We start from the raw sequence: 22,470 nt of genomic DNA on the forward strand, positions 1-22,470 counted from the left end.
TTCTTTATAGTTTGAGCAATGTTTTAACGGCTGCAAGCGGCTGGTGCAGCGGTCCGGCCTGTTCCAAATAACCGATGAGCGCTTTTATGAGAAAATCCCGCGGCTGTTTGTCCGCTGATTCTTTCTCCAGCATGGCCGCCGCGGAAGCGAGACCCGCGGCATCATATTTCTCCTCAGGAAGGGCTGAGACGGCTTCTTTCAGCTCCTTCAGGCTTTCAGCCAGCAATACGGTTTTGTCTTTCGGCTCAAATGAGGAAGCGGAGGCGATATAAAGGTCAATCATCTCCTGCGGCAAAGCGGTTTCGGTTTTCCTGTTTTCGACGATGAGATTGAGATGGCGGATGATAAACTCCGTGAGAGGTTCCAGGTCGAGCGGTTCTTTTTCCAGCTTAATCAGCGTGATGCATTCTCTCAGGAGCCCCTGCAGGACAATCACCAGCTCCCATACATAAGGAATGATGTCTTCGCCGTACGTCTGAATCAGTGAATCGCGATGCCAGCAGATAAAAGTGGAACGGGCCCTGTGAATATGCCGTTTTACCCGGTCATTAATAGAGGAAGGGCTTCCGTACATCAGCATATTAAAAAACTGCTGATTGCGCCTGAAGCCTTCAAGCTCAGCCATCAGTTTTTTGGCAAACCGTTCCTCAGGAGACAGGCTTGTTTCTTCATTCAATAGTGAAGCGGCCGCTACCATCTGTTTCTGGTTAAAATCGAGCAGCTCCAGAAGCAGGTCTTCCTTCGATTCAAACAGCTTATATAAAGATGCTTTGGAGACTTTGCACTCCTCAGCAATCGCCTGCATCGATACCGACGAAAAGCTTCTCCCCGAAAAAAGCTTTCTTGCCGCCAGCAGAATATCCGTTTTCTTATCATTCATAAGCCCAGATTCCTTCTTTCGTCACAATAGAAAACCCATCGGTTCACAGAAAACCAATGAGTATATGATGAAAATATTAACAAAAATTTTTGCGCAGTGTCAACGCTTTTGTTTGAGAAATAGAAAAAACCTGCCGGAGCGTTTCCGGCAGGCTGATACGTTTATTTATCCGTCTTAAATCCTTGTTTTTCAAGCATTTCACGAATGTGAGGATAATAAACCTGCTTATAGTAGGAAGTGATGCCTTGTGACCAGTTTCTTGTTTCCTGTCCGCCTGTGCGGTTTTTCATGTATTCGGACATCTGCTTGTCATAGGCTTCGATATGTGTTCTTAAATCTTCCTCTTGATACGTTTCATGATGCAGAACGGCTGCTTGCGGCAGACGCGGTTTTTTCGCGGAGCGGTCTGCCGGATGGCCGATGACGAGACCGGAAACCGGGAAAACGTATTTCGGGAGTTTCAGCATTTCAATGAGTTCATCCGGCTTGCCGCGCACGGCTCCGATCGGCACAGTGCCGAGTCCCATTGATTCAGCCGCGGCTGTTGCCGTACCGAGCGCAATCCCGACGTCTACTGCGCCGACAAGAACGGACTCTAAACCGTTCGTGATCTCAAGCGGCGTATCATTGTATTCTTCAAGCGCAATTTTGGCGCGGTTAAAATCAGCGCAGAATAAAAGGAAAACAGGCGCTTGGTCAATCCACGGCTGGCCGCCGGCCAATTCGGATATTTTTTTCTTCCGCTCCTTATCTTTCACCGCAATAACGGTAAATTGCTGGCCGTTAATGGAAGTCGGCGCTGCCTGAGTTGCTTGGATGATAAGATCCAGCTGCTCATCCGATACGGGTTCATCTGTGTAGCTGCGGATGGAACGGTGGTCTGTTAATATTTGAAGGACTTCGTTCATGTCATTCATCCTTTCGTTACTCTGACAGTTCTGTGCGGACGACGTCAAGCGGCGCACTCAGCACTTCTTTTGCTTTTGCCACGAATCCTTGGAAATGGTCAGTTGCGTTGTGGGATTTCATCGCTTCTTCATCTTTCCATTGCTCAAGCATGACGAACGTATTTTCCTCACCGACTTTTTCGAAAAGGTCGTATTGCACATTTCCTTCTTCCGCGCGTGAATGCTGAACAAGTGATTGCGCTTCTCCTAAAAATTCCTCGCGTTTATCCGCTTTTACTTTCATGTAAGCCTGTAAGACGATCATTGTTATTCCTCCTGATTGGGTTTATTTGTTATAGTTCGAATATTATCGAACTAACTGTAACATGTTTCGCAGTGAATGGTAAAGAAAAAACCCTCACCGCCTAAATTGTCACCCGCCGCTTTTATGTGTTACATTTGACTCATGAACATTCCAAATCATCCTGAAACCGACCGCTTACAGCTGACAAAGGTTCTTCATGCTCTGAGTGATCCGCTCCGCTTAGAGCTGGTCAAACAATTGGCGGAAACAACTGAAAAAACGTGCGGCACATGTGCGGATGTCCGGGTCGCCAAATCAACGCTGTCCCATCACTTTAAAGTGCTCCGGGAAGCGGGGATCGCCCAAGTGCGCATAGACGGGAAGCACCGTTATTATTCCCTGCGCAAAGATGATTTACAAGCGGCGTTTCCCGGCCTGCTGGAGGCGATTTTGCAGACAGAGCCGGACCGCTGGTAAATAGTCCCCGAATTCCGGGGTTTTTTTATGCGCCAAAAACCGTCCGGTAAAGCCTTGCGACGCCTTCTTGAATATCGCTCTCCTTCAGGCGGGCGAAGCCGAGAATGAGCTGCGGCTTATTTGAATCGCCTCCCGTTTTCAGGCGGAACCGGCTCATCGCAAACAGATCGAGCTGTTCTGCATCCGCCCGCGCCAACATTTCTTTTTCTGAACGGGCGCAGTCAAACTCCGTGACAAAATGAAGCCCGGCATTGGCGCCCTTTACATGGATTCTTTCCCCGAAGGTTTCGTCCAAAGCCGAAATAAGGCGCTCCCGCATGTTCTTATAATGCTGCTTCATCTTTTTTATATGTTTCTGATATTCACCTGAATCGATAAATTCTTTAAGCGCCAGCTGGGCAAGCGTGCTGCACGTATTAAGGTCATACGTTCTCTCTTTAAACGTCCGCAAAAGCCCGGGCGGCAGAACCATGTAGCTGATGCGCAGGCCGGGGAAAAGGGACTTTGAAAAGGTCCCCATGTAGATGACATTTTGAAACCGGTCAAGGCTTTGAAGCGCTGGGATCGTGTCGGCGTCATATTTAAATTCACTGTCATAGTCATCCTCAATAATGAAGCGGCCGTTCTGTTCGGCGGCCCAGTTTAAAAGCTGAATCCGCCGGGAAGCGGGCATGATTACCCCTGAGGGAAATTGATGGGACGGCGTGGTGATCAATACACTGGGCCGGCGCTTTTCGATTTCGGCCATGGACATGCCTTTTTCATCGAGGCTGATCGTGGCCGTCTTTTTCCCGAGGTTTTGCAGCAGCCGGTACATCCTCATGTATCCCGGGTTCTCCATCGCGTACAGCGCGTCTTTTGGCAGCAGTTCCGTCAGCAGCTGCATCAGCATTTGCGTGCCCGCCCCGAGCACGATTTGTTCCGGGCGGCATGTAACGCCCCTTGTCAGGGAAATAAGCCTCGAAATTGTTTCACGGACTTCATATAAGCCTTGCGGATGGACGAGTTCTCCGAGTGTATGAAATGAACGGGCGGCTGCTTTATGCTCACAGCGGAACCAGCTTTTCAGGGGGAAATGCGCCGTATCCACGCTCATATGTGAAAATGAAATCCAGCCGCTTTTATCCGTCTCCCGCTCTTTTAAATCTTCAGGCAATAAGAGCGAAGGCGTTTCTTCATGATAAACCGTATCAATTTCCTCAACGAAAAAACCTTTTCTTTCAACTGCATATAAATAACCTTCCGAAAGCAGCTGCTGATAAGCCGAATTCACTGAATTCACGCTGACCTTCAGTGTCTCGGCAAGTTCCCGTTTAGACGGCACCTTTGTGTGGGGCATCAGGCTGCGCTTCAAAACGGCCGCTTTTATGTGCTGATAGATCTGCTGGTATATATAATCCGCCGTTTCCGAATGATCAATGGAAATTGTCAGCATAAAGTCCATCCCCCCTTTCTGGTACCATAGATAAATTAATTTTGGTACTTTTCATCATACCAAAAAGAAGTCAGAATGATAAGAAAACAATGCAGGGGGATGAAATCTATGAGTCAAACAGCATCAACGGAAGTGACAACTGCCCAGTGGCAGCAAAAACGGGATCAATTCGTTTCCAAAGGGGTCGGCAACGGAAACCGCAGCATGGCGGTAAAAGGGGAAGGGGCGCTTTTATACGATTTGGACGGCAGACGATTCATTGATTTTGCCGGCGCGATCGGAACGCTGAATGTCGGCCATTCCCATCCGAAAGTGGTGGAGGCGGTGAAGAAACAGGCGGAGGATCTGATTCACCCGGGATTTAACGTCATGATGTATCCGTCTTATATTGAGCTTGCCGAAAAACTTTGCGCCCTTGCGCCGGGAGATCATGCGAAAAAAGCGATTTTTCTCAACTCCGGAGCGGAAGCGGTCGAAAACGCCGTGAAAATCGCCAGAAAATATACGAAGCGCCAGGCTGTCGTGTCATTTACAAGAGGGTTTCACGGCCGTACGAACATGACGATGAGCATGACAAGCAAGGTGAAACCTTATAAATACGGATTCGGCCCGTTTGCCCCGGAAGTGTATCAGGCGCCGTTTCCTTACTATTATCAAAAGCCGGCCGGCATGACTGACGAGCAGTATGACGACTTTATCATCAGCGCTTTTGATGATTTCTTTATCGCTGCAGTTGCGCCGGAAACGGTCGCTTGTATCGTAATGGAACCGGTTCAGGGAGAAGGCGGTTTCATCATTCCTTCAAAACGTTTCGTGCAGCACGTCGCCGCTTTTTGTAAAAAGCACGGCATCGTTTTCGTGGCAGATGAGATTCAGACCGGATTTGCGAGAACGGGAACGTATTTTGCAATCGAGCATTTCGGGGCCGTCCCTGATTTGATCACCGTGTCCAAATCACTTGCGGCCGGATTGCCGCTGAGCGGCGTCATCGGCCGGGCGGAAATGCTTGATGCCGCTGCGCCGGGGGAACTTGGGGGCACATATGCGGGAAGTCCTCTCGGCTGTGCGGCTGCGCTTGCCGTCCTGGATATTATTGAAGAGGAAGGGCTTAATCAGCGTTCCGAAGAGATCGGCCGCATCATCGAGCATCAAGCGCTCGAGTGGAAAAAAGAGCATGCGTGTATCGGAGAAGTGCGCAGACTCGGCGCGATGGCGGCCATCGAAATTGTCAAAGATCCGGACACGCGGGAACCGGACAAAGCAAAAGCCGCGGCGATCGCTAAAACGGCGAATGAGAACGGACTGCTGCTGCTGACGGCAGGAATTAACGGCAATATTATCCGATTTCTGACGCCGCTTGTCGTGACGGATGAACAGCTCAAAGAAGGCCTTTCCATTATCGAAGCAGCTCTGTGAGTTCAATTATTGGTATGCCTGCGGATGGGTCTGCTATCATGAAAGTGTGAGATATATCAACAAGCATTCAATGGCTTTACTATAGCAGAGAAAGGAATGTTCAATATGCCAGAACAATTAACAGTGTACAACCCGGCAACGGGAGAGGCGATCGAAAGCATCCCCCAGCAGACGGCCGAAGAAGTTGAAAAAGCGATTGAACGTTCACATCAAGCGTTTCAATCATGGTCCAAAACATCAGCGGGAGAACGTGCCTCACTTTTGAGAAAATGGTATGAGCTGATTGTTGAAAATAAAGAAGAACTTGCGGAATTAATTACGAAAGAAAACGGCAAACCGTACGAAGAAGCGGTCGGAGAAGTTTTATATGGCGCCGGCTATATTGAATGGTTTGCCGAGGAAGCAAAACGGATTTACGGCAGAACCGTACCTGCGCCGACAACGGGCAAACGGATCATCGTCACCCGCCAGGCGGTCGGCCCGGTAGCCGCGATCACGCCGTGGAATTTCCCGAATGCGATGATTACAAGAAAAGCCGCACCCGCTTTGGCCGCAGGCTGTACGTTCATCATCAAACCCGCGGAGGATACGCCGCTTTCCGCTTACGCCCTTGCGCGTCTCGCATATGAAGCGGGAATTCCGAAGGACGTGCTGCAAGTGGTGATCGGTGACGGAGCCGAAATCGGAAACGTTTTTACCAGCAGCCCGAAAATCCGCAAAATTACCTTTACCGGCTCAACGCCTGTCGGTAAAATCCTGATGAAAAACAGCGCCGACACCGTAAAACATATGTCGATGGAGCTTGGCGGACATGCGCCGCTGATCGTAGATGAAGATGCTGATCTTGATCTGGCGGTAGCCCAAACAATGGCCTCTAAATTCAGAAATGCCGGCCAAACCTGCGTCTGTGCGAACCGTCTGATCGTACACGAATCCGTGAAAGACGAGTTTGCGAAAAAACTGAGTGAAGAAGCTGCGAAACTCAAAGTCGGAAACGGTCTTGAAAAAGGCGTAAACGTCGGCCCAGTCATCAACAAAAAAGGCTTCGATAAAATCGTCGCTCAAATTAATGACGCCGTGGAAAAAGGCGCAGAAGTGCTGACAGGCGGAACATATGACCAAAACGATGAAAAAGGATGCTATTTCGTGACGCCGACCGTGCTGTCAAACGTAGATACATCCATGAACATCATGCATGAAGAAACATTCGGCCCGGTTGCGCCGATCGTTACGTTCTCAGATATCGATGAAGCGATCAAGCTTGCGAACGATACGCCGTTCGGGCTTGCGGCTTATTTCTTTACAGAAAACTACCGCCGCGGCATCTATATTTCAGAACAGCTTGAATACGGCATCATCGGCTGGAATGACGGCGGCCCGTCAGCGGTTCAAGCGCCGTTCGGCGGAATGAAAGAAAGCGGCATCGGCCGTGAAGGCGGTACGGAGGGCATTGAGCCGTATCTGGAAACCAAATACATGTCAATCGGACTTTAATAGCCAAAAAAGAGCCCCTGCTTCTGAGCGGGGCTTTTTTTAATGGGCAGCCTGCCGGTAAAATCGCCGGCAGGCTTTTTTGTTCTGATTTGAGAATAATCGGTTCAATTCCAGACAAAATAACAGCAAATACGATTGAAAGAAGGTCGCCATCATGGATATATTACTGGCTCTTCTCCCGGCTTTGTTTTGGGGGAGCATCGTGTTATTTAACGTCAAATTAGGCGGCGGGCCTTACAGCCAGACGCTGGGTACGACAATCGGGGCGCTCATCGTTTCGTTTGTACTGTATCTGTTTGTCCATCCGGTGCTGTCTGGGCGCATTTTTATTGTCGGCATCATATCCGGGCTGTTTTGGTCGCTCGGCCAAAGCAATCAGCTAAAAAGCATCCAGCTGATGGGCGTTTCAAAAACGATGCCGATATCAACGGGAATGCAGCTCGTCTCGACTTCTTTGTTCGGGGTGATCGTATTCAAAGAATGGTCAACCCCCATTGCGATTACGCTGGGTATTCTCGCCCTTATTTTAATCATCGTCGGTATAGTGCTCACATCTTTAGAAGATAAAAAAGGGCGGGCGGACGGAGAACCGGGAAACTTAAAAAAAGGCATTGTCATCCTGCTGATCTCTACGCTCGGTTATTTGGTCTATGTCGTCGTGGCCCGGCTGTTCGGCGTATCCGGCTGGTCAGCGCTTCTGCCGCAGGCGATCGGGATGGTTATCGGCGGGCTGCTCCTGACGTACAAGCATAAACCGTTTAATAAGTACGCCCTCAAGAACATTCTGCCGGGAATCATCTGGGCGCTCGGGAATATGTTTCTGTTCATCTCACAGCCGCGCGTCGGTGTTGCGACAAGTTTTTCCCTGTCTCAAATGGGAATCGTCATCAGCACGCTCGGCGGAATCTTCATCCTCCGTGAGAGCAAAACGAAGCGCCAGCTGGTCGCCATTGCCATCGGGATTATCCTGATCATCGTGGCCGCAATATTCTTAGGCATTGCAAAATCAAATTCATAACAACATGCAGGAGGTTTGAACATGTACACGGATTTAAAAGGAAAAGTCGTAGCCATTACGGGAGCATCATCAGGATTAGGAAAAGCGATGGCGCTCCGCTTCGGACAGGAGCAGGCGAAAGTCGTCATTAACTACTACAGTAATGAAAAAGAGGCCCAAACCGTAAAAGAAGAGGTTCAAAAAGCGGGCGGTGAAGCAGTCATCATTCAAGGTGACGTCACAAAAGAAGAAGATGTGAAAAACATCGTCCAGACCGCGGTGAAAGAATTCGGCACATTGGATATCATGATCAATAACGCCGGCATGGAAAACCCGGTTCAGTCGCATGAAATGCCGTTAAAAGACTGGAACAAAGTCATCAATACCAATCTGACCGGCGCTTTTCTGGGAAGCCGCGAAGCCATTAAATATTACGTAGAAAATGATATTCAAGGAAACGTCATTAACATGTCGAGCGTGCACGAAATGATTCCGTGGCCGCTGTTTGTCCACTACGCGGCAAGTAAAGGCGGCATTAAATTGATGACGGAAACGCTGGCGCTTGAGTACGCGCCGAAGCGCATCCGTGTTAACAATATCGGACCGGGCGCGATCAATACGCCGATCAATGCGGAAAAATTCGCGGACCCCGTCCAGAAAAAAGATGTGGAAAGCATGATTCCGATGGGATATATCGGTGAGCCGGAAGAAATCGCGGCCGTCGCCGTCTGGCTCGCTTCAAAGGAATCGAGCTACGTGACCGGCATTACACTGTTTGCTGACGGCGGAATGACCAAATATCCTTCATTCCAGGCAGGCCGCGGATAAGAAAAAAAGCGATCTCAGGCTCTTTAGAGCCGGATCGCTTTTTGCTTACGCGCGTTTTTTCTTTACAAGCGCCGCGATCGAAAGGATAATCGCTGCAGCTGACAGAACGATGGCCGCAATATCAAGCGCAGATACACCGGATTTGCTTTCTTCATTTGACTGTTCAGCTCCGTGCGCATCCGTCACGTTCGCCGCTTTTGTGATTTTCGTAATCGAGTGAGGCGTGTCGGCGTTCTCATCACCCGTCCATTCTACAATGCTGCCGTCTTTGTAGTATTGGTAGGCGTCCCAAGCCGCATCCGCGGTCTTTTCAGGGTTTTTCGCAACGAATGTGAACTGCTGGAATTGGCCGGGCTGAATGCCGCCGTCCTTTGCTTCCCAAGTGACGGAGACCGCCTTGTCATCATGCTTTGCTACGGACGTTTTCCAGCCCGGAATCGGCTGATACTGCTGGAATTCAACGCCCGCGGGCATTTTCAGCACGACTTTCGTTGTCGGCTCATTTTTTTCCACAGGCACTTTCATTGTGTACGTTTCCCAGGAACCCGCCGCGGATTCCGCGGGTTTGACGGAGACGTGGGCGCTTGCTGCAGCCGTAAAACCGGTGAGTGACAGGGTCACGGCAAATATGAATACGAAAGCCTTTTTTTTCAACATGAGATACACTCCTTAGTTTGTCGTTGAGAATACTTGGTTGATTTCATTGAAATCGCTTGTCAGTCCGTGGACTTTGATCTTCCAGTTTCCCTTTTCGGTGATGGACAGGTTGGCGGCTTCGAATGTGCCTTCCTTCGTCTTTTTCAAATCAAAGGTGCTTTCATGCTGTTTGCCGCTGAAGCCCGTCTGATAAACCGTCACCGTAAATTGCTGAATGTCTTTCACCAAGCCGCCGTTATGATCGGTGACAATGACTTGAAATTCATTTTTACCCGGCTGGTTCGGCGTAATATGCAGGGACAGGGTTTCCCCGTTTCCGATCATTTCTGAGCCGTTAAAAGGCAATGGCGCGGGCGGCGGCGGGCTGGGCAGGCTTGTGAAGACGGCGGTTGTAAATAACACCGCAATGCCGATTGCCCATTCGGCCTTTATCGTTGCGCTGATGCTCCTTTTTCTGCGGAACTTCGTCATCCATACGTGAATGGCGCCGAGCGCAAGCATGATGACAAACAGCCCGATTTTCAAAAGGAGCGTCTTGCCGTAAGCGGTGTGAAAGAGTGAATCAAACGAACGGATAATGAAAAATCCGTTCAGCACACCTGAAAATAAAAGCACGCCGACAGAGGCGAACGCCCAAGGAGAAAAGCGTCTGACCGTTTCCCAGGCAGCTGTTTTATCTGTTTTTCTCCACTCTGTAGAAAGAAGGAGCACAAGCGCGGCTATACCGCCGGTCCATACAGACGCGGCTGATAAATGGAGAAAATCCATCGTGATGCCGACCGCTTTTTCGTCAATAACCGCCGCATGTCCGGCGAACGCTTTTGCCAAAAGCGAAGCGAAAAAGAACAGCAGCGGCGCCGTCCAGTACGCAAATGAGCGGAAAGCTTTCTTCTTCAAAAGCGGGATCATGGACAGGGCAAGCAGGATAAATAGGCTGATCTGGATCATCCAGACATACCCGCCTGCCGTTTTCAGAAGCGTTTCTTTTACATAGTCCGGCTGAAACGCGGAACTCCAAGCGCCGCCCGCGTTTTCTTTCGTCTGAATCGGGAGCTGGCAGACAAGCGCAAGCCCCGTTAAACATAAGGAAATCACGAGCAGCTTTACAGTTCGTTTTGCTTTTGATGAATCGTTTTTTCTGTACCAAAACAGATGAAAAAACGCCGTGCCGATAAACAGGGAGAGAGCGGTATACAAAATACCGCGGTCGATGGCCGCTTCGGGATGAAGCGCCGCTTGCGATGATGTTTGCTCCTGAAGTTCACCGCCGGCTTTCCCGATACTGAAAGGAATGACGCCGGATACCGGGTGACCGTCGGCCGACACCGCGTTCCATTCCGCTCTGTAAATATCATGCGGCAGATTTTTTTTCAAGGCCGCGGTCATGATGCGGGCATCACTTTTTTGAATCACCGTTTTGCCGGCATCGACCCGTTCACCGGATGAATTATAGACCTTAATGGAGTGGAAGCCTTCTTCAACCTGTTCATTAAACGTAATTTCAATCTGCTTCGGCGCTTGTTTTAATTCGCTGTTCTCACCCGGATTTGAGTTTGTGATGTAGGCGTGGGCGAAGCTTGTTTTCGGAATCAAAACAAGGAACAGCAAAAAGATGAGCCAGCGTTTGTTCTGTCTCATGGCTTGTGACACCGCCTTCCGGTTGGTTGTTGTTATGTCTTGCTGCAGGTGCATCCCTTCTGCCTGTCGTGTAAGATGATGTCCGCCGCCTCGTCAAAGGTGCAAATGACCCCGCCGAATCCTTTTTGAAACCGTTCTGCGTAATCACGCGTTGAGAAGGGAATCGCCTGAGGCCGGCAGCAGTGAAGGTCAATATCGGCATGGACTAAAAAGTAAGCAGAAGCGGCCGTCAGCGTCGTCTGGAGAAGAAAATCCTTACAAATGACATGAGACACTTCTTCCTTTTTATCCTCATACCGCAAAATCGCGCAATGAATGCAGCACATCTGCTCAACGGCTTGTGAAACAGTAATGAGCTGGACAGAATATGAATGCTGAATCGGCCGCAGGCAATAGCCGCATTGATTGGCGCTTTTTTCTGAAGCGGGCGGGAGCGTAATGCCGCCGGGTGTCCGGATAATCCGGTTTGCATCCGCCAGCTGATTGACGTCTCTGTACACGGTCATCTCGGAGACGCCGAATCTCTCGCTTATGTCAGAGATTTTCAGCGCGCCCTCCTCTTTCAGCCATTCAAGCAAGGTTTGCTGTCTGTTAATCGGAAGCAATTCTGCATCCTCCTTTTTATGCGAATGAGTGATGAACCTCCTTTTAAGAGTAGATGTTTTCACAAATGTGCACAAGAGCCTGATGATAAAATGTGTGAAAATATGTTGAACAATCACAAATGTAAAACGCGGAGACAGACTCTGTTATAATAGAAGAGTTGAATGGAGGAATAAATATGAAAGAAACGACCTGCCCGAACTGCGGCAAGCCGATTACAGGCGACATGGTCAGATCATCCATGATCCCGTGCCAGTTTCAGTGCGGACATTGCCATGTGAAATTGCGTGAATATAAAGTATCAGCTCCAATTATGGCTGTAGCCATTGCGATAACCGTGCTTTTGATTTATCTTGTGCAGATGGCCAGAACCGCCGTCATGCCGATGTTTCCGGCCGCGCGGTATGTGCCGGCCGCCATTTTTGCGCTCGTATGTGCGTATCCGGTGTTTATTGTCAGTGAGCGGATCATTGCCAAACTCGTCGTTACAAAAGGACACATTATATACAGGAAGCGGTAAGACACCTTTGATGAGGTGTCTTTTTTTAGTTAAGGATTTGTCACAGTCTCTGTGCCAAACTCCTCTTTACTTTTCATTGAATGAGGATTGTAAGCGTTTTATGATGAAGGCACAGGGGCGAAAGAAAACCCCGTGTCTTATTTATTTTCATCTTAAGGCAGGCAAACAGGGAGGGAAATGATATGCAGCAAGAACAGCAAGCTGGCATGAAAGTAAAGATACAGCGGTTCGGCAGTTATTTAAGCGGTATGATCATGCCGAATATCGGCGCATTTATCGCATGGGGAATTATCACCGCGCTGTTTATTCCTGCGGGATGGTTTCCGAATCCGCAGCTGAATACATTGGTAAGCCCGATGATTACGTATCTTCTGCCGCTTTTAATCGCATATACGGGCGGAAAAATGATTTACGATCACCGCGGGGGAGTCGTCGGAGCGACAGCCGCCATCGGAGTCATTGTCGGGGCGGACATACCGATGTTCTTAGGGGCAATGATTATGGGGCCTTTGGGCGGTTATCTCATTAAACAATTAGACCGTGTGTTTAAAGATAAAGTCAGACAGGGTTTTGAAATGCTGATCAACAACTTCACGGCGGGAATTATCGGCGCGGTGCTGACGATTATCGCGTTTTATGCGATCGGCCCGGTCGTCCTGTCTCTTAACAAATTGCTGGCGGCGGGTGTGGAAGTCATTGTCCACGCGAATTTGCTGCCAATTGCAAGCGTTTTCGTAGAACCTGCGAAAGTCCTGTTCCTGAATAACGCGATCAACCACGGCATTTTAAGTCCGATCGGAATCGAGCAGGCCGCCAAAGCGGGTAAATCCATTCTGTTCTTAGTGGAAGCGAACCCCGGGCCTGGACTCGGTATTTTACTGGCATACATGTTCTTTGGGAAAGGTTCTTCAAGATCGACGGCTCCGGGAGCGGCGATCATTCATTTCTTCGGGGGGATTCATGAAATCTATTTCCCTTACATTTTAATGAAACCGATGCTGATCCTCGCGGCGATCGCCGGGGGAGCGAGCGGGCTGCTCACATTCTCGCTTTTTAACGCGGGTCTTGTCGCGGCATCATCTCCGGGCAGCATCATCGCCATTTTGGCGCTGACACCGAAGGGAAGCTATCTCGGCGTGCTGGCGGGCGTCATCGTTGCCGCGGCCGTATCGTTTATCGTCTCGGCGTTTATTCTGAAATCGTCTAAAGCGGGAGAAGAAGATCTGACAGCCGCTGCGGAAAAAATGCAGGAAATGAAAGGCAGGAAAAGCGAAGCAGCGGCCGCATTGGCGGACAAAGAGGAAGAGCCGGAAAACAGTGCCGCTGATATTTCCGCTGACAAAGTCAGCCGCATTATCTTCGCATGTGATGCAGGAATGGGATCGAGCGCAATGGGCGCCTCCATTTTAAGAAACAAAGTGAAAAAAGCAGAACTTGACATTGATGTGACAAATACGTCGATCAATAATCTTCCGAATGACGCGGATATAGTCATTACGCATAAGGACCTGACTGACCGTGCGAAAGCGAAGCTGCCGCAGGCGGTGCACATTTCGGTTGATAATTTCTTGAACAGCCCGAAATACGATGAACTGATTGAAAAGCTTAAAAACTAATCAAACAGAAAGAGGGATTTTCATCATGGAAGTATTGGCTAAAGCGAACATCAAACTGAACCAGACAGTGAATTCAAAAGAGGATGCCATCCGCCTGGCGGGACAGACGTTGATTGATAACGGTTACGTGAAGAACGGCTACGTGGAAAAAATGTTCGAACGTGAAGAAACATCATCCACGTTCATGGGGAATTTCATTGCGATCCCGCACGGCACGGAAGATGCGAAGGATGAGGTGCTTCATTCAGGCATTTCCGTCATCCAGATTCCGGACGGGGTGGAATACGGTGAAGGCAATACGGCAAAGGTCGTTTTCGGTATTGCCGGAAAAAACAATGAACACTTAGACATTCTGTCAAACATCGCCATCATCTGCTCAGAGGAAGAAAACATCGAGCGGCTGATCAGTGCAAAGACGGAAGAAGAACTGGCCGCGATTTTCAGCGAGGTGAACTGACATGATTGCTCTTCATTTCGGAGCGGGAAACATCGGGCGGGGCTTTATCGGCGCTTTGCTCCATCATTCCGGCTATGAGGTTGTTTTTGCAGATGTGAATGAAACGATGGTCGGCCTTCTCAATGATAAGAAGGAATATACCGTGGAGCTTGCCGACGGCGGCCGGCAGACAGAAATTATCGGCCCCGTTTCAGCCATCAACAGCGCGGTGCAAGAACAAGAGCTGTACAGGCTGATCAATGACGCGGCGATCATTACGACGGCAGTGGGCCCGAACGTTCTCAGACTCATCGCCCCGTCCATCGCGGAAGGGCTGAAGCGCAGAACGTCCTCTGAGCCTCTCAATATCATTGCCTGTGAAAATATGATCGGCGGCAGCCGTTTTCTGAAAAAAGAAGTTTTCGGACATTTGACGGAAGCGGAGCGGGAACTCGTGAACCGGACGGTCGGCTTCCCTGATTCTGCGGTGGATCGGATCGTGCCGATTCAGCACCATGAAGACCCGCTGAAAGTATCCGTAGAGCCGTTTTTTGAATGGGTCATAGACAGAACCGGCTTTGCCGGCGGTCAGCCGGCACTTAAAGGTGCGCTATTTACGGATGATCTTACACCTTTCATCGAGAGAAAGCTGTTTACCGTCAATACCGGCCATGCCGTTACAGCGTACGTCGGCTATCAGCGCGGATTAAAAACCGTCAAAGAGGCCATCGACCATCCTGAAATCCGGCGTGTCGTGTACGATGCACTTTCAGAAACGGGCGAGTACTTGGTGAAAGCGTACGGCTTTAAGCAAGCCGAACACGAGCAGTACATGAAGAAAATCATCGGCCGTTTTGAAAATGAATACATCACGGATGATGTGACAAGAGTCGCCAGATCACCGCTCAGAAAACTCGGAGCGAATGATAGATTAGTAGGGCCTGCCAAAAAAATAAAAGAACCGAACGCGCTGGCGGAAGGCATCGCCGCCGCCCTGCGCTTTGACTATCAGGATGATCCGGAAGCGGTTGAACTGCAGAAGCTTATCGCGGAAAAAGGAACGAGCGGTGTTCTGCAAGACATTTGCGGTATTCAGCCGCATGAGCCGCTGCACGGCATCGTGCTCAAAAAACTCAATCAATAAGATGAATCCGCGTCGGGGGACGCGGCTTTTTTTTCTTCTGTTATAATGTTGGGGAAGGGAGGCTGTATGATGACTCAAAAGCTCTTACCCCACCGTTTTCCGTTTCTTTTGATTGACGGCACGACAAACAGCGAAGCCGGAAAATGGGCGGCCGCTTACAAAAACATCAGTGAAAATGACTGGTTTATAACCGAATCACAAAGAGAGATGCCGTTTTCACTCGTCATTGAAGCGATGGCCCAAACGGCGGCTTGCGCGGGAATTACCGGCGGTGACAGCCTCGGTCTTTTATCCGCGGTGAAGAAAGCGGAAAGATTAGGCGCCGCTTTGCCGGGAGACCGTCTGGATCTGCTGTTTGAAGTCACGCGAACGAGGCGCGGGTTTGTGTTCGGCCGGGCGAAAGCGTCCGTTGCCGGGAATCCGGTAGCGGAAGCTGAGATCAGCATATTTATCGCACCATCGTAAAAAAAGCCGCCTCCAGCGGCGGCTTTCGGACAAGCCTGTTATTTTGTATCATAATCTCTTTCACTCTGTGAATTGTCTCTTTGGTCGTGTTTGTGTTTTTCATCATTGGCGTTTTCCTTCAGCTCTTCCAGCGGAATCGGATCGGTTAAATCATGATGTTCAGGATTTTCATTCGGTTTGTTTTTCTGTTTTCTTTCTTTCATCCTCCATCACCTCAATATTTCTTTTCCTCAACGTTCTCCCCGCCAAACGTCAGGAGCGGTTTTTTGTTCCTGTGGGTCATATGTATTAAAATAGAGACGACTACATTATAAAAAGTGAGGTACATATATGCCGATACAAAGAGAAGACGCAGATATTAAACTGATCGCGATTGATATGGACGGAACCCTGCTCAATGACGAGCAGCTCATCCCGGAGGAAAACCGGCGGGCGATCAAGGAAGCGGAGGCGAAAGGAGTTCACGTCGTCATCAGCACCGGACGCACGCTGATGACATGCCGCGAACTGGCTGAGTCTCTCGAGCTGTCATCCTTTTTAATTACGGCAAACGGCAGCGAAATCTGGGATTCCAACTTTGAGCTGGTTGAGCGCAAGCTTCTTCATACCGATCATATTCAAAAATTATGGGATCTGAGAAATAAGCACAATACGAATTTCTGGGCCTCTACCGTCGATAAAGTGTGGAGAGGGGAATTCCCGGAAACGATTACGGATCACCAGTGGCTCAAGTTCGGATTTGAAATCGAGGATGACGATGTGCGGAATGAGGTGCTGAAAGAGCTGAAAGAAAACAAGGAGCTCGAAGTCACAAACTCAAGCCCGATCAATATCGAAGTCAATGCCCTCGGCATCAATAAAGCGGCTGCGCTGGCGAAGGTATCGGAAAAACTCGGCTTTACGATGGAAAATGTGATGGCTATGGGTGACAGTCTGAATGACATTGCGATGATTGAAAAAGCGGGTGTCGGCGTCGCCATGGGAAATGCGCAGGATATTGTAAAAGAAACCGCTGACTGGGTGACAGATGTCAACACAGAAAACGGAGTCGCCAAAGCGATCCGCCACTGGGTATTATAATAGAAAAAAGAGAGCCTCTGGATGAGGCTCTCTTTTTTGTTTGTCACATTAGTGACTAGGTCCATGGTAGGTTTTCTGACAAAGGTATGTTCAAACGTGTCAGAATTGATATAATTGAGTGAAATCCGACAATTCGGAATAGTCGTTCCGAATAGCGGAATGATAATCATATAAAACGCTTACAATACAGGAGGGAGCTTATGTTTCAGATTGACATCAATTGTGATTTAGGAGAAAGTTTCGGTGCATATAAGATCGGGATGGATGAAGAGATTTTGGATTATGTGACATCTGCAAACATCGCCTGCGGCTTTCATGCGGGTGATCCCAGCGTGATGCGCAAAACGGTTGCGCTTGCGGCGGAAAAGGGCGTGAAAATCGGCGCTCATCCCGGGCTGTTCGATCTTCAGGGATTCGGGCGGCGGCAGATCGCGATTACGCCCGAGGAAGCGTATGATCTGACACTGTACCAAATCGGCGCGCTGTCAGGTTTTTTAAAAGCAGAAGGTGTCGCGATGCAGCATGTAAAGCCGCACGGCGCTTTATATAATATGGCCGCCGTCAACCGCGGCCTGTCAGAGGCCATCGCTCAGGCGGTCTCTCATTTTGATCCCGGACTCATTCTTTTCGGGCTAGCCGGAAGCGAGCTGATTAAAGCGGGAGATCGAATCGGACTGCAGACGGCAAGCGAAGTGTTTGCAGACCGCACCTATCAGGAAGACGGCACGCTGACGCCGCGTTCACAGCCGGATGCGCTGATTCAGGATGACAAAAAAGCGGTCGGGCAAGTGATTCAAATGGTGAAAGACAACACGGTGACATCACGTAAAGGACAAGCTGTAAGCCTGAAAGCGGACACCGTCTGCATTCACGGAGACGGCGCCCACGCGCTGACATTCGCCAAAACAATCAGAAACGAATTAAAAGCGGCTGACATTCAAATCAGTGCGCTTTCAAAAGACTGAGCAGCAGAGGGAGGAAGACAGCATGGAGCAAAAGAAAAAAACAGCCGGAAAGGCTTCCGGCAAATGGTCGCTGCTTTTAGGCGCGACATTTCTGATGGCGACATCATCAATCGGGCCCGGCTTTCTGACGCAGACGGCCACGTTTACCAATACATTGGCGGCAAGCTTCGGCTTTATCATTTTAATCTCTATTATTTTGGACATTTTCGCGCAAACCAATGTATGGCGGATTATCGCGGTTTCCGGAAAGCGCGGCCAAGAGATAGCAAATATGGTGCTTCCGGGCGCCGGTTATGCCATTGCTTTTCTGGTGGTGCTCGGCGGACTGGCGTTTAATATCGGAAACATCGGCGGCGCGGGTCTCGGCCTTCAAGTATTATTCGGAATCAAACCGGAGATCGGCGCTTTAATCAGCGCTGCGATTGCGGTTTTGATTTTCGTCATAAAGGAAGCCGGAAAAGTCATGGACCGTTTTATGCAGATCGCCGGAATTGTCATGATCGTATTGACGGTGTATGTTGCCGTAACGACGGCTCCGCCGGTCGGACACGCCGTTGTGAAAACTTTTATGCCTGATCATATCAGTGTGCTGGCGATCGTGACGCTTGTCGGCGGCACGGTCGGCGGATACATTACATTTGCCGGCGGCCACCGTTTGCTTGATTCAGGCATTCAAGGGAAGGAAGTCATTCCTCAGGTTACGAAAAGCTCCGTTACAGGCGTATTGATTACATCTGTTATGCGGATTGCCCTGTTTCTCGCCGTGCTCGGCGTCGTCTCAAAGGGCCTGCGCATTGATCCTGATAATCCCGCGGCTTCTGTGTTCAAGCTTGCGGCGGGAAATGTCGGCTATAAAATTTTCGGCGTCATCATGTGGTCTGCGGCTATTACGTCTGTCATCGGCGCCGCATATACGTCAGTGTCTTTCTTCAAATCGTTCTCGGCAAAAATCGAAAAGCATTCGAACGGCGTAATTATCGCTTTTATCATCGTATCCACTCTCATTTTTGTCACGATCGGCCAGCCTGCCAAAATTCTGGTCGCGGTCGGTTCGCTTAACGGTTTAATTCTGCCGCTTGCATTAGCGATGATTTTGTTGGGCGCTTATAAGAAAAAAATCGTCGGCGACTACAAACATCCGATCTGGCTGACGATCGCCGGGGCAATCGTAGTCGTTGTCATGGCGGTTATGGGCATCTATACATTATTCTCGCAAATGCCGCAGCTATGGGGCTGATGACATGAAAAAACATATGAGTGACATGAGTCCCGAAGAAGTCAGGCAGCTTATCAGAAAAGGGCGGATGACCGGGCCGACGGCGGGATTGGCCGCTTCTTACGCACAAGCCAATCTCGTCGTTTTGCAAAAGGATCTAGCCTTTGATTTTCTCTTATTCTGCCAGCGCAATCAAAAGCCTTGTCCGGTGCTTGACGTGACAGATGCGGGTTCACCCGTTCCGGCAATAGCGGCGCCGGGAGCTGATATCCGGACGGACTTTCCGAAATACAGAATCTATCGGCATGGCGTGCTTACTGAAGAGGTAACGGATCTCACGCCATATTGGAAGGAAGATTTTGTCGGCTTTTTGATCGGCTGCAGTTTTTCATTCGAGCAAGCCCTTATCAATCAGCACATTCCAATCAGGCATATTGATGAAGGCGTGAACGTTCCCATGTATAAAACAAATATTGACTGTGTTCCGGCAGGCCCGTTTTCAGGAAAGATGGTCGTCAGCATGAGGCCGATTCCGGAAAGACTGGCAGTCCGCGCGGCACAGGTCACGTCACGTTTTCCCGCTGTGCACGGCGCCCCCGTCCGCATCGGGAATCCGAAAAGCATCGGCATCAGCGATCTGAATCAGCCGGACTTCGGAGATGCCGTAACGGTGAAAGAAGGCGAAGTTCCCGTATTCTGGGCGTGCGGCGTTACACCGCAGGCGGTGATCATGGAAACAAAGCCCGATATCGTGATAACCCATTCACCTGGGCACATGCTGATCACTGATATACGGAACGAATCGCTTGCTGTTCTGTAAGTGAGAAAGAAAACAACGAGGTGATGACAATGAAGCAGTATAGCGGCAATACAGCGCTTGATATACAGCCGCACGGTGATTCCGCCGTTATCATCCGCTTTGGCGGGCACATCAGCGAAGAAGTCAACAGCCGGGTGCATGCGGCGGCCGCCTGTATTGAAGAACGGCCGTTTCCGGGCTTCGTTGAATGTATTCCGGCATTCACAAGCTTAACGATCTTTTATGATGTGTATGCCGTCTCACAAATAAAAAAAGGCGTCTCTCCTTTTGCTTTGGTCAAGAAAGAAGTGACAGAACGCCTCAGCCATATAAAGGCCGGCCGGCAGGAAGAGCGCCAGGTGATGGAAATCCCCGTTTGCTACGGCGGTGATTTCGGTCCTGATTTAGAAGACGTCGCTGAGATGAACGATCTGACGACGGAAGACGTCATCCGCATCCATACCGAAGGCGAATATCTCGTTTATATGCTCGGATTTGCGCCGGGATTTCCGTTTTTAGGAGGAATGTCTGAGCGGATCAGAGCGCCGAGAAAGGCGTCGCCAAGGCCGTCGATCCCGGCTGGTTCAGTAGGAATCGCAGGGATGCAGACCGGTGTGTATCCGATATCCACCCCCGGCGGCTGGCAGCTGATCGGCAGCACTCCGCTTCGGCTTTTCAGGCCTGAAGAACAACCGCCGAGCCTGTTGAGAGCGGGCGATACTGTGAAATTCGTCCGGATCTCAGCGGAAGAATACAGCCGCATCAAGGAGGGAGCCGAATGAGCATGAAAGTGATGAAGCCCGGTCTTCTGACGACGATTCAGGATACGGGCCGAACAGGGTATCAGAAATACGGCGTACTGGGCAGCGGTGCAATGGATACAATCTCTCTGCGCATCGCCAATCTTCTTGCCGGAAATAAAGAAACAGAGGCGGGGCTGGAAATTACGCTCATGGGGCCCGGGCCTTCCTTTGAGTTTTCAGAACCGGCGGTCATTGCCGTCACGGGGGCCGATTTCGCCTTTCATATTAATGGAGAACCGGCTCCTCTGTGGAAACCGATTTTGATAAAGGAAACAAGCGTCGTCTCATTCGGGCCGTGCAAAATGGGGAGCCGCGCTTATCTTGCCGTTGCGGGGGGATTTGACGTGCCCGCCGTCATGGAAAGCAAAAGCACGTATGTCAGAGCGGGGATCGGCGGCTTTTGCGGAAGAGCGCTGCAAAAAGATGATGAGCTGCCGCTCGGCGGTATGACGCAGTGCTCGGAACTGATCGCTGCCCGTCTGAGCGAATCTCCCGGGCAGCATGGTTTCTCAGCGCCTGATTGGTCTGTCAGCAGCAGAGGATTTCTGCCGCTGAAAAGAAATCCGGTCATTCGCGTGCTTGAAGGCGCTCAATTTCATGCATTTACAGAAGAAGCAAAACGGTGTTTTTACCAAGAATCGTATACGGTCACGCCGCAATCCGACCGAATGGGCTACCGCCTGAAGGGCGCCCCGCTTGAATTGCGGGAGCCGCTTGAAATGGTATCAGAGGCTGTGACATTCGGGACGGTGCAGGTGCCGCCGGACGGCAATCCGATTATACTGCTGGCTGACAGACAGACGACGGGGGGCTACCCGCGAATGGCGCATATCATATCCGCCGATCTTCCTCTTGCTGCCCAAACGATGCCGGGGGAACATATCACGTTCGCTGCTGTTTCGCTGGAGGAAGCGGAAATGCTGCTGTTGGAGAAAGAACAGCAGCTGAAGGAGCTGAAAGCAAGACTCAAAATGGAATGGCTGATCTGACAAAGGGGATGAAAGGTCATGGAAAACAAAAACAAAACCGTCATCAAATCAATGGAGCTGCTTCATTTATTCCTGACCGAACCGAGCCTGAGCTTAAATGAGCTGGTTTCTCTATCGGAAATGCCGAAAACCTCGGTTCACCGGATGGCAAGTTCACTGGAGGAAATGGGATTTCTCACCCGGGCAGCGGATGGCCGTTATCAGCTTGGTCTGATCTTTTTACAACTCGGCCAGCTCGTCTCTGACCGTCTGGACATCAGGAAAATAGCCAAGCCAGTGATGGAAAAGCTGTGCGGTGAAGTGGATGAGGCCGTTCAGCTGATTATGAGGGACGGCGATGAAGCCATTTACGTCGATAAAATTGAGGGAACGCAAACCGTACGGCTGTATACTGCAATCGGCCGCCGGTCGCCGCTGTATGCGGGAGCGTGCGCCAGAAGCATTTTATCGTTTCTGCCGCGAGAGGAGATTGACACATACATTCAGAAAACAAAGCTTGCCGCAATCGCTTCAGGCACGATGACGAATCCGGCTGAACTGCTTCAATCCATTGAAACGTCATTACAATCAGGATATACGATCAGCTATTCGGAATTAGAGGATTACACGGCGGCGATCGGGGCGCCGATTTTCAATCACGAAGGCAAGGTGGCTGCGGGAATCAGCATCGCCGGCTTTGAAGCCAGATTTTCAGAGGACAGGCTGCCGTACTTAACCGAAAAAGTCAAAAACGCCGCTCAGCATATTTCTGAGAAATTGGGTTATTGACCGAGCCAATTTTTCTTCACTCGCGTACATTACAATATCGATAGTAACGAGTG

At 50.1% G+C, this 22,470-nt stretch carries 25 protein-coding genes; 17 read left to right on the plus strand and 8 right to left on the minus strand.

Annotation, left to right across the window (positions count from 1 at the left end; genetic code table 11):
• Positions 1 to 4: 4 nt before the first annotated feature.
• The 3 genes from ACH32G_RS16040 to ACH32G_RS16050 all read right to left on the minus strand — a co-directional run bounded on the left by ACH32G_RS16040 (position 5) and on the right by ACH32G_RS16050 (position 2,092).
• Complete coding sequence (locus ACH32G_RS16040) at positions 5 to 880, minus strand: TetR/AcrR family transcriptional regulator (RefSeq protein ID WP_326351734.1); 876 nt, start codon at positions 878 to 880, stop codon at positions 5 to 7.
• 161 nt (positions 881 to 1,041) lie between these two features.
• Positions 1,042 to 1,788, minus strand: a complete 747-nt coding sequence (locus ACH32G_RS16045) for an NADPH-dependent oxidoreductase (RefSeq protein ID WP_095242043.1) — start codon at positions 1,786 to 1,788, stop codon at positions 1,042 to 1,044.
• A 16-nt stretch (positions 1,789 to 1,804) separates the two neighbouring features.
• Positions 1,805 to 2,092, minus strand: a complete 288-nt coding sequence (locus ACH32G_RS16050; RefSeq protein ID WP_012116809.1) for a putative quinol monooxygenase — start codon at positions 2,090 to 2,092, stop codon at positions 1,805 to 1,807.
• Positions 2,093 to 2,233: 141 nt separating this feature from the next.
• Here ACH32G_RS16050 and ACH32G_RS16055 point away from each other — a divergent pair, with 141 nt between their 5' ends.
• Positions 2,234 to 2,548, plus strand: a complete 315-nt coding sequence (locus ACH32G_RS16055; protein ID WP_003156322.1) for an ArsR/SmtB family transcription factor — start codon at positions 2,234 to 2,236, stop codon at positions 2,546 to 2,548.
• 25 nt (positions 2,549 to 2,573) lie between these two features.
• On the opposite strand, the gene gabR is transcribed toward ACH32G_RS16055, so the two are convergent.
• On the minus strand, positions 2,574 to 3,983 hold the full coding sequence (gabR, locus tag ACH32G_RS16060) for a MocR-like transcriptional regulator GabR (protein ID WP_095242045.1): 1,410 nt from the start codon (positions 3,981 to 3,983) through the stop codon (positions 2,574 to 2,576).
• 108 nt (positions 3,984 to 4,091) lie between these two features.
• On the opposite strand from gabR, the gene gabT reads away from it, so the two are divergent.
• The 4 genes from gabT (at position 4,092) to gdh (ending at position 8,718) form a co-directional block, all read left to right on the plus strand.
• Positions 4,092 to 5,399: a 4-aminobutyrate--2-oxoglutarate transaminase gene (gabT, locus tag ACH32G_RS16065; protein WP_448814574.1), complete on the plus strand. Its 1,308-nt coding sequence runs from the start codon at positions 4,092 to 4,094 to the stop codon at positions 5,397 to 5,399.
• A 105-nt stretch (positions 5,400 to 5,504) separates the two neighbouring features.
• A complete protein-coding gene (gene gabD, locus ACH32G_RS16070; protein ID WP_016937248.1) occupies positions 5,505 to 6,893 on the plus strand; it encodes a succinate-semialdehyde dehydrogenase in 1,389 nt (462 codons plus the stop codon).
• Positions 6,894 to 7,047: 154 nt separating this feature from the next.
• A complete protein-coding gene (locus ACH32G_RS16075; protein ID WP_016937246.1) occupies positions 7,048 to 7,911 on the plus strand; it encodes a RhaT/GlcU family sugar-proton symporter in 864 nt (287 codons plus the stop codon).
• Positions 7,912 to 7,932: 21 nt separating this feature from the next.
• Entirely contained in the window at positions 7,933 to 8,718 is a 786-nt protein-coding gene (gene gdh, locus ACH32G_RS16080) for a glucose 1-dehydrogenase (RefSeq protein ID WP_016937245.1), read from the plus strand.
• A gap of 45 nt (positions 8,719 to 8,763) precedes the next feature.
• Here gdh and ACH32G_RS16085 read toward each other — a convergent pair whose 3' ends face one another.
• The 3 genes from ACH32G_RS16085 to ACH32G_RS16095 are packed head-to-tail and all read right to left on the minus strand — an operon-like array spanning position 8,764 to position 11,618.
• Positions 8,764 to 9,375 (minus strand): YcnI family copper-binding membrane protein, encoded by a 612-nt coding sequence (locus tag ACH32G_RS16085; RefSeq protein WP_045926241.1) that lies wholly within the window; start codon positions 9,373 to 9,375, stop codon positions 8,764 to 8,766.
• 12 nt (positions 9,376 to 9,387) lie between these two features.
• Entirely contained in the window at positions 9,388 to 11,013 is a 1,626-nt protein-coding gene (locus tag ACH32G_RS16090; RefSeq protein ID WP_448814575.1) for a copper resistance CopC/CopD family protein, read from the minus strand.
• Between the two features lie 32 nt (positions 11,014 to 11,045).
• Positions 11,046 to 11,618, minus strand: coding sequence for a DeoR family transcriptional regulator (locus ACH32G_RS16095; RefSeq protein WP_047476249.1), 573 nt, complete (start codon positions 11,616 to 11,618; stop codon positions 11,046 to 11,048).
• A gap of 176 nt (positions 11,619 to 11,794) precedes the next feature.
• Here ACH32G_RS16095 and ACH32G_RS16100 point away from each other — a divergent pair, with 176 nt between their 5' ends.
• The 5 genes from ACH32G_RS16100 (at position 11,795) to ACH32G_RS16120 (ending at position 15,797) form a co-directional block, all read left to right on the plus strand.
• Positions 11,795 to 12,136 carry a hypothetical protein gene (locus ACH32G_RS16100; protein ID WP_016937241.1) on the plus strand — a complete coding sequence of 114 codons (342 nt, stop codon included), beginning with the start codon at positions 11,795 to 11,797 and terminating at the stop codon, positions 12,134 to 12,136.
• 182 nt (positions 12,137 to 12,318) lie between these two features.
• Entirely contained in the window at positions 12,319 to 13,752 is a 1,434-nt protein-coding gene (locus tag ACH32G_RS16105) for a PTS mannitol transporter subunit IICB (RefSeq protein WP_448814576.1), read from the plus strand.
• 25 nt (positions 13,753 to 13,777) lie between these two features.
• Positions 13,778 to 14,209 (plus strand): PTS sugar transporter subunit IIA, encoded by a 432-nt coding sequence (locus ACH32G_RS16110; RefSeq protein ID WP_012116817.1) that lies wholly within the window; start codon positions 13,778 to 13,780, stop codon positions 14,207 to 14,209.
• 1 nt (position 14,210) lies between these two features.
• Positions 14,211 to 15,332, plus strand: a complete 1,122-nt coding sequence (locus ACH32G_RS16115) for a mannitol-1-phosphate 5-dehydrogenase (RefSeq protein ID WP_448814577.1) — start codon at positions 14,211 to 14,213, stop codon at positions 15,330 to 15,332.
• A gap of 69 nt (positions 15,333 to 15,401) precedes the next feature.
• Positions 15,402 to 15,797, plus strand: coding sequence for a 3-hydroxyacyl-ACP dehydratase FabZ family protein (locus ACH32G_RS16120; protein WP_016937238.1), 396 nt, complete (start codon positions 15,402 to 15,404; stop codon positions 15,795 to 15,797).
• Positions 15,798 to 15,835: 38 nt separating this feature from the next.
• Here ACH32G_RS16120 and ACH32G_RS16125 read toward each other — a convergent pair whose 3' ends face one another.
• Positions 15,836 to 16,000 carry a hypothetical protein gene (locus ACH32G_RS16125; protein WP_003156294.1) on the minus strand — a complete coding sequence of 55 codons (165 nt, stop codon included), beginning with the start codon at positions 15,998 to 16,000 and terminating at the stop codon, positions 15,836 to 15,838.
• Positions 16,001 to 16,127: 127 nt separating this feature from the next.
• On the opposite strand from ACH32G_RS16125, the gene ACH32G_RS16130 reads away from it, so the two are divergent.
• From ACH32G_RS16130 to ACH32G_RS16160, 7 genes are all read left to right on the plus strand, one after another.
• The gene (locus ACH32G_RS16130; RefSeq protein ID WP_327815911.1) at positions 16,128 to 16,877 is read left to right on the plus strand and encodes a Cof-type HAD-IIB family hydrolase; all 750 of its coding nucleotides are present in this window, start codon (positions 16,128 to 16,130) and stop codon (positions 16,875 to 16,877) included.
• A 200-nt stretch (positions 16,878 to 17,077) separates the two neighbouring features.
• Positions 17,078 to 17,842 (plus strand): 5-oxoprolinase subunit PxpA, encoded by a 765-nt coding sequence (locus ACH32G_RS16135; protein WP_047476256.1) that lies wholly within the window; start codon positions 17,078 to 17,080, stop codon positions 17,840 to 17,842.
• Between the two features lie 22 nt (positions 17,843 to 17,864).
• Positions 17,865 to 19,079 (plus strand): NRAMP family divalent metal transporter, encoded by a 1,215-nt coding sequence (locus ACH32G_RS16140; protein WP_045926236.1) that lies wholly within the window; start codon positions 17,865 to 17,867, stop codon positions 19,077 to 19,079.
• A 4-nt stretch (positions 19,080 to 19,083) separates the two neighbouring features.
• Entirely contained in the window at positions 19,084 to 19,878 is a 795-nt protein-coding gene (locus tag ACH32G_RS16145; RefSeq protein WP_047476258.1) for a putative hydro-lyase, read from the plus strand.
• Positions 19,879 to 19,907: 29 nt separating this feature from the next.
• Positions 19,908 to 20,639 (plus strand): 5-oxoprolinase subunit PxpB, encoded by a 732-nt coding sequence (gene pxpB / locus ACH32G_RS16150; RefSeq protein WP_448814578.1) that lies wholly within the window; start codon positions 19,908 to 19,910, stop codon positions 20,637 to 20,639.
• The gene (locus tag ACH32G_RS16155; RefSeq protein WP_448814579.1) at positions 20,636 to 21,649 is read left to right on the plus strand and encodes a 5-oxoprolinase subunit C family protein; all 1,014 of its coding nucleotides are present in this window, start codon (positions 20,636 to 20,638) and stop codon (positions 21,647 to 21,649) included. The genes pxpB and ACH32G_RS16155 overlap by 4 nt, the downstream gene beginning before the upstream one ends.
• An 18-nt stretch (positions 21,650 to 21,667) precedes the next feature.
• Positions 21,668 to 22,417: an IclR family transcriptional regulator gene (locus ACH32G_RS16160; RefSeq protein ID WP_448814580.1), complete on the plus strand. Its 750-nt coding sequence runs from the start codon at positions 21,668 to 21,670 to the stop codon at positions 22,415 to 22,417.
• Positions 22,418 to 22,470 lie beyond the last annotated feature (53 nt).

It is taken from the genome of Bacillus sp. CIS52, from assembly GCF_053545315.1.

Coding starts and splice junctions, on each gene's coding strand:
- ACH32G_RS16160 (WP_448814580.1), top strand. CDS start 21,668: ATGGAAAACAAAAACAAAACCGTCATCAAATCAATGGAGCTGCTTCAT.
- gdh (WP_016937245.1), top strand. CDS start 7,933: ATGTACACGGATTTAAAAGGAAAAGTCGTAGCCATTACGGGAGCATCA.
- ACH32G_RS16135 (WP_047476256.1), top strand. CDS start 17,078: ATGTTTCAGATTGACATCAATTGTGATTTAGGAGAAAGTTTCGGTGCA.
- ACH32G_RS16125 (WP_003156294.1), bottom strand. CDS start 16,000: ATGAAAGAAAGAAAACAGAAAAACAAACCGAATGAAAATCCTGAACAT.
- gabT (WP_448814574.1), top strand. CDS start 4,092: ATGAGTCAAACAGCATCAACGGAAGTGACAACTGCCCAGTGGCAGCAA.
- ACH32G_RS16120 (WP_016937238.1), top strand. CDS start 15,402: ATGACTCAAAAGCTCTTACCCCACCGTTTTCCGTTTCTTTTGATTGAC.
- ACH32G_RS16045 (WP_095242043.1), bottom strand. CDS start 1,788: ATGAACGAAGTCCTTCAAATATTAACAGACCACCGTTCCATCCGCAGC.
- ACH32G_RS16050 (WP_012116809.1), bottom strand. CDS start 2,092: ATGATCGTCTTACAGGCTTACATGAAAGTAAAAGCGGATAAACGCGAG.
- ACH32G_RS16090 (WP_448814575.1), bottom strand. CDS start 11,013: ATGAGACAGAACAAACGCTGGCTCATCTTTTTGCTGTTCCTTGTTTTG.
- ACH32G_RS16155 (WP_448814579.1), top strand. CDS start 20,636: ATGAGCATGAAAGTGATGAAGCCCGGTCTTCTGACGACGATTCAGGAT.
- ACH32G_RS16110 (WP_012116817.1), top strand. CDS start 13,778: ATGGAAGTATTGGCTAAAGCGAACATCAAACTGAACCAGACAGTGAAT.
- ACH32G_RS16055 (WP_003156322.1), top strand. CDS start 2,234: ATGAACATTCCAAATCATCCTGAAACCGACCGCTTACAGCTGACAAAG.
- ACH32G_RS16085 (WP_045926241.1), bottom strand. CDS start 9,375: ATGTTGAAAAAAAAGGCTTTCGTATTCATATTTGCCGTGACCCTGTCA.
- ACH32G_RS16105 (WP_448814576.1), top strand. CDS start 12,319: ATGCAGCAAGAACAGCAAGCTGGCATGAAAGTAAAGATACAGCGGTTC.
- ACH32G_RS16140 (WP_045926236.1), top strand. CDS start 17,865: ATGGAGCAAAAGAAAAAAACAGCCGGAAAGGCTTCCGGCAAATGGTCG.
- ACH32G_RS16130 (WP_327815911.1), top strand. CDS start 16,128: ATGCCGATACAAAGAGAAGACGCAGATATTAAACTGATCGCGATTGAT.
- ACH32G_RS16145 (WP_047476258.1), top strand. CDS start 19,084: ATGAAAAAACATATGAGTGACATGAGTCCCGAAGAAGTCAGGCAGCTT.
- gabD (WP_016937248.1), top strand. CDS start 5,505: ATGCCAGAACAATTAACAGTGTACAACCCGGCAACGGGAGAGGCGATC.
- gabR (WP_095242045.1), bottom strand. CDS start 3,983: ATGCTGACAATTTCCATTGATCATTCGGAAACGGCGGATTATATATAC.
- ACH32G_RS16040 (WP_326351734.1), bottom strand. CDS start 880: ATGAATGATAAGAAAACGGATATTCTGCTGGCGGCAAGAAAGCTTTTT.
- pxpB (WP_448814578.1), top strand. CDS start 19,908: ATGAAGCAGTATAGCGGCAATACAGCGCTTGATATACAGCCGCACGGT.
- ACH32G_RS16100 (WP_016937241.1), top strand. CDS start 11,795: ATGAAAGAAACGACCTGCCCGAACTGCGGCAAGCCGATTACAGGCGAC.
- ACH32G_RS16115 (WP_448814577.1), top strand. CDS start 14,211: ATGATTGCTCTTCATTTCGGAGCGGGAAACATCGGGCGGGGCTTTATC.
- ACH32G_RS16075 (WP_016937246.1), top strand. CDS start 7,048: ATGGATATATTACTGGCTCTTCTCCCGGCTTTGTTTTGGGGGAGCATC.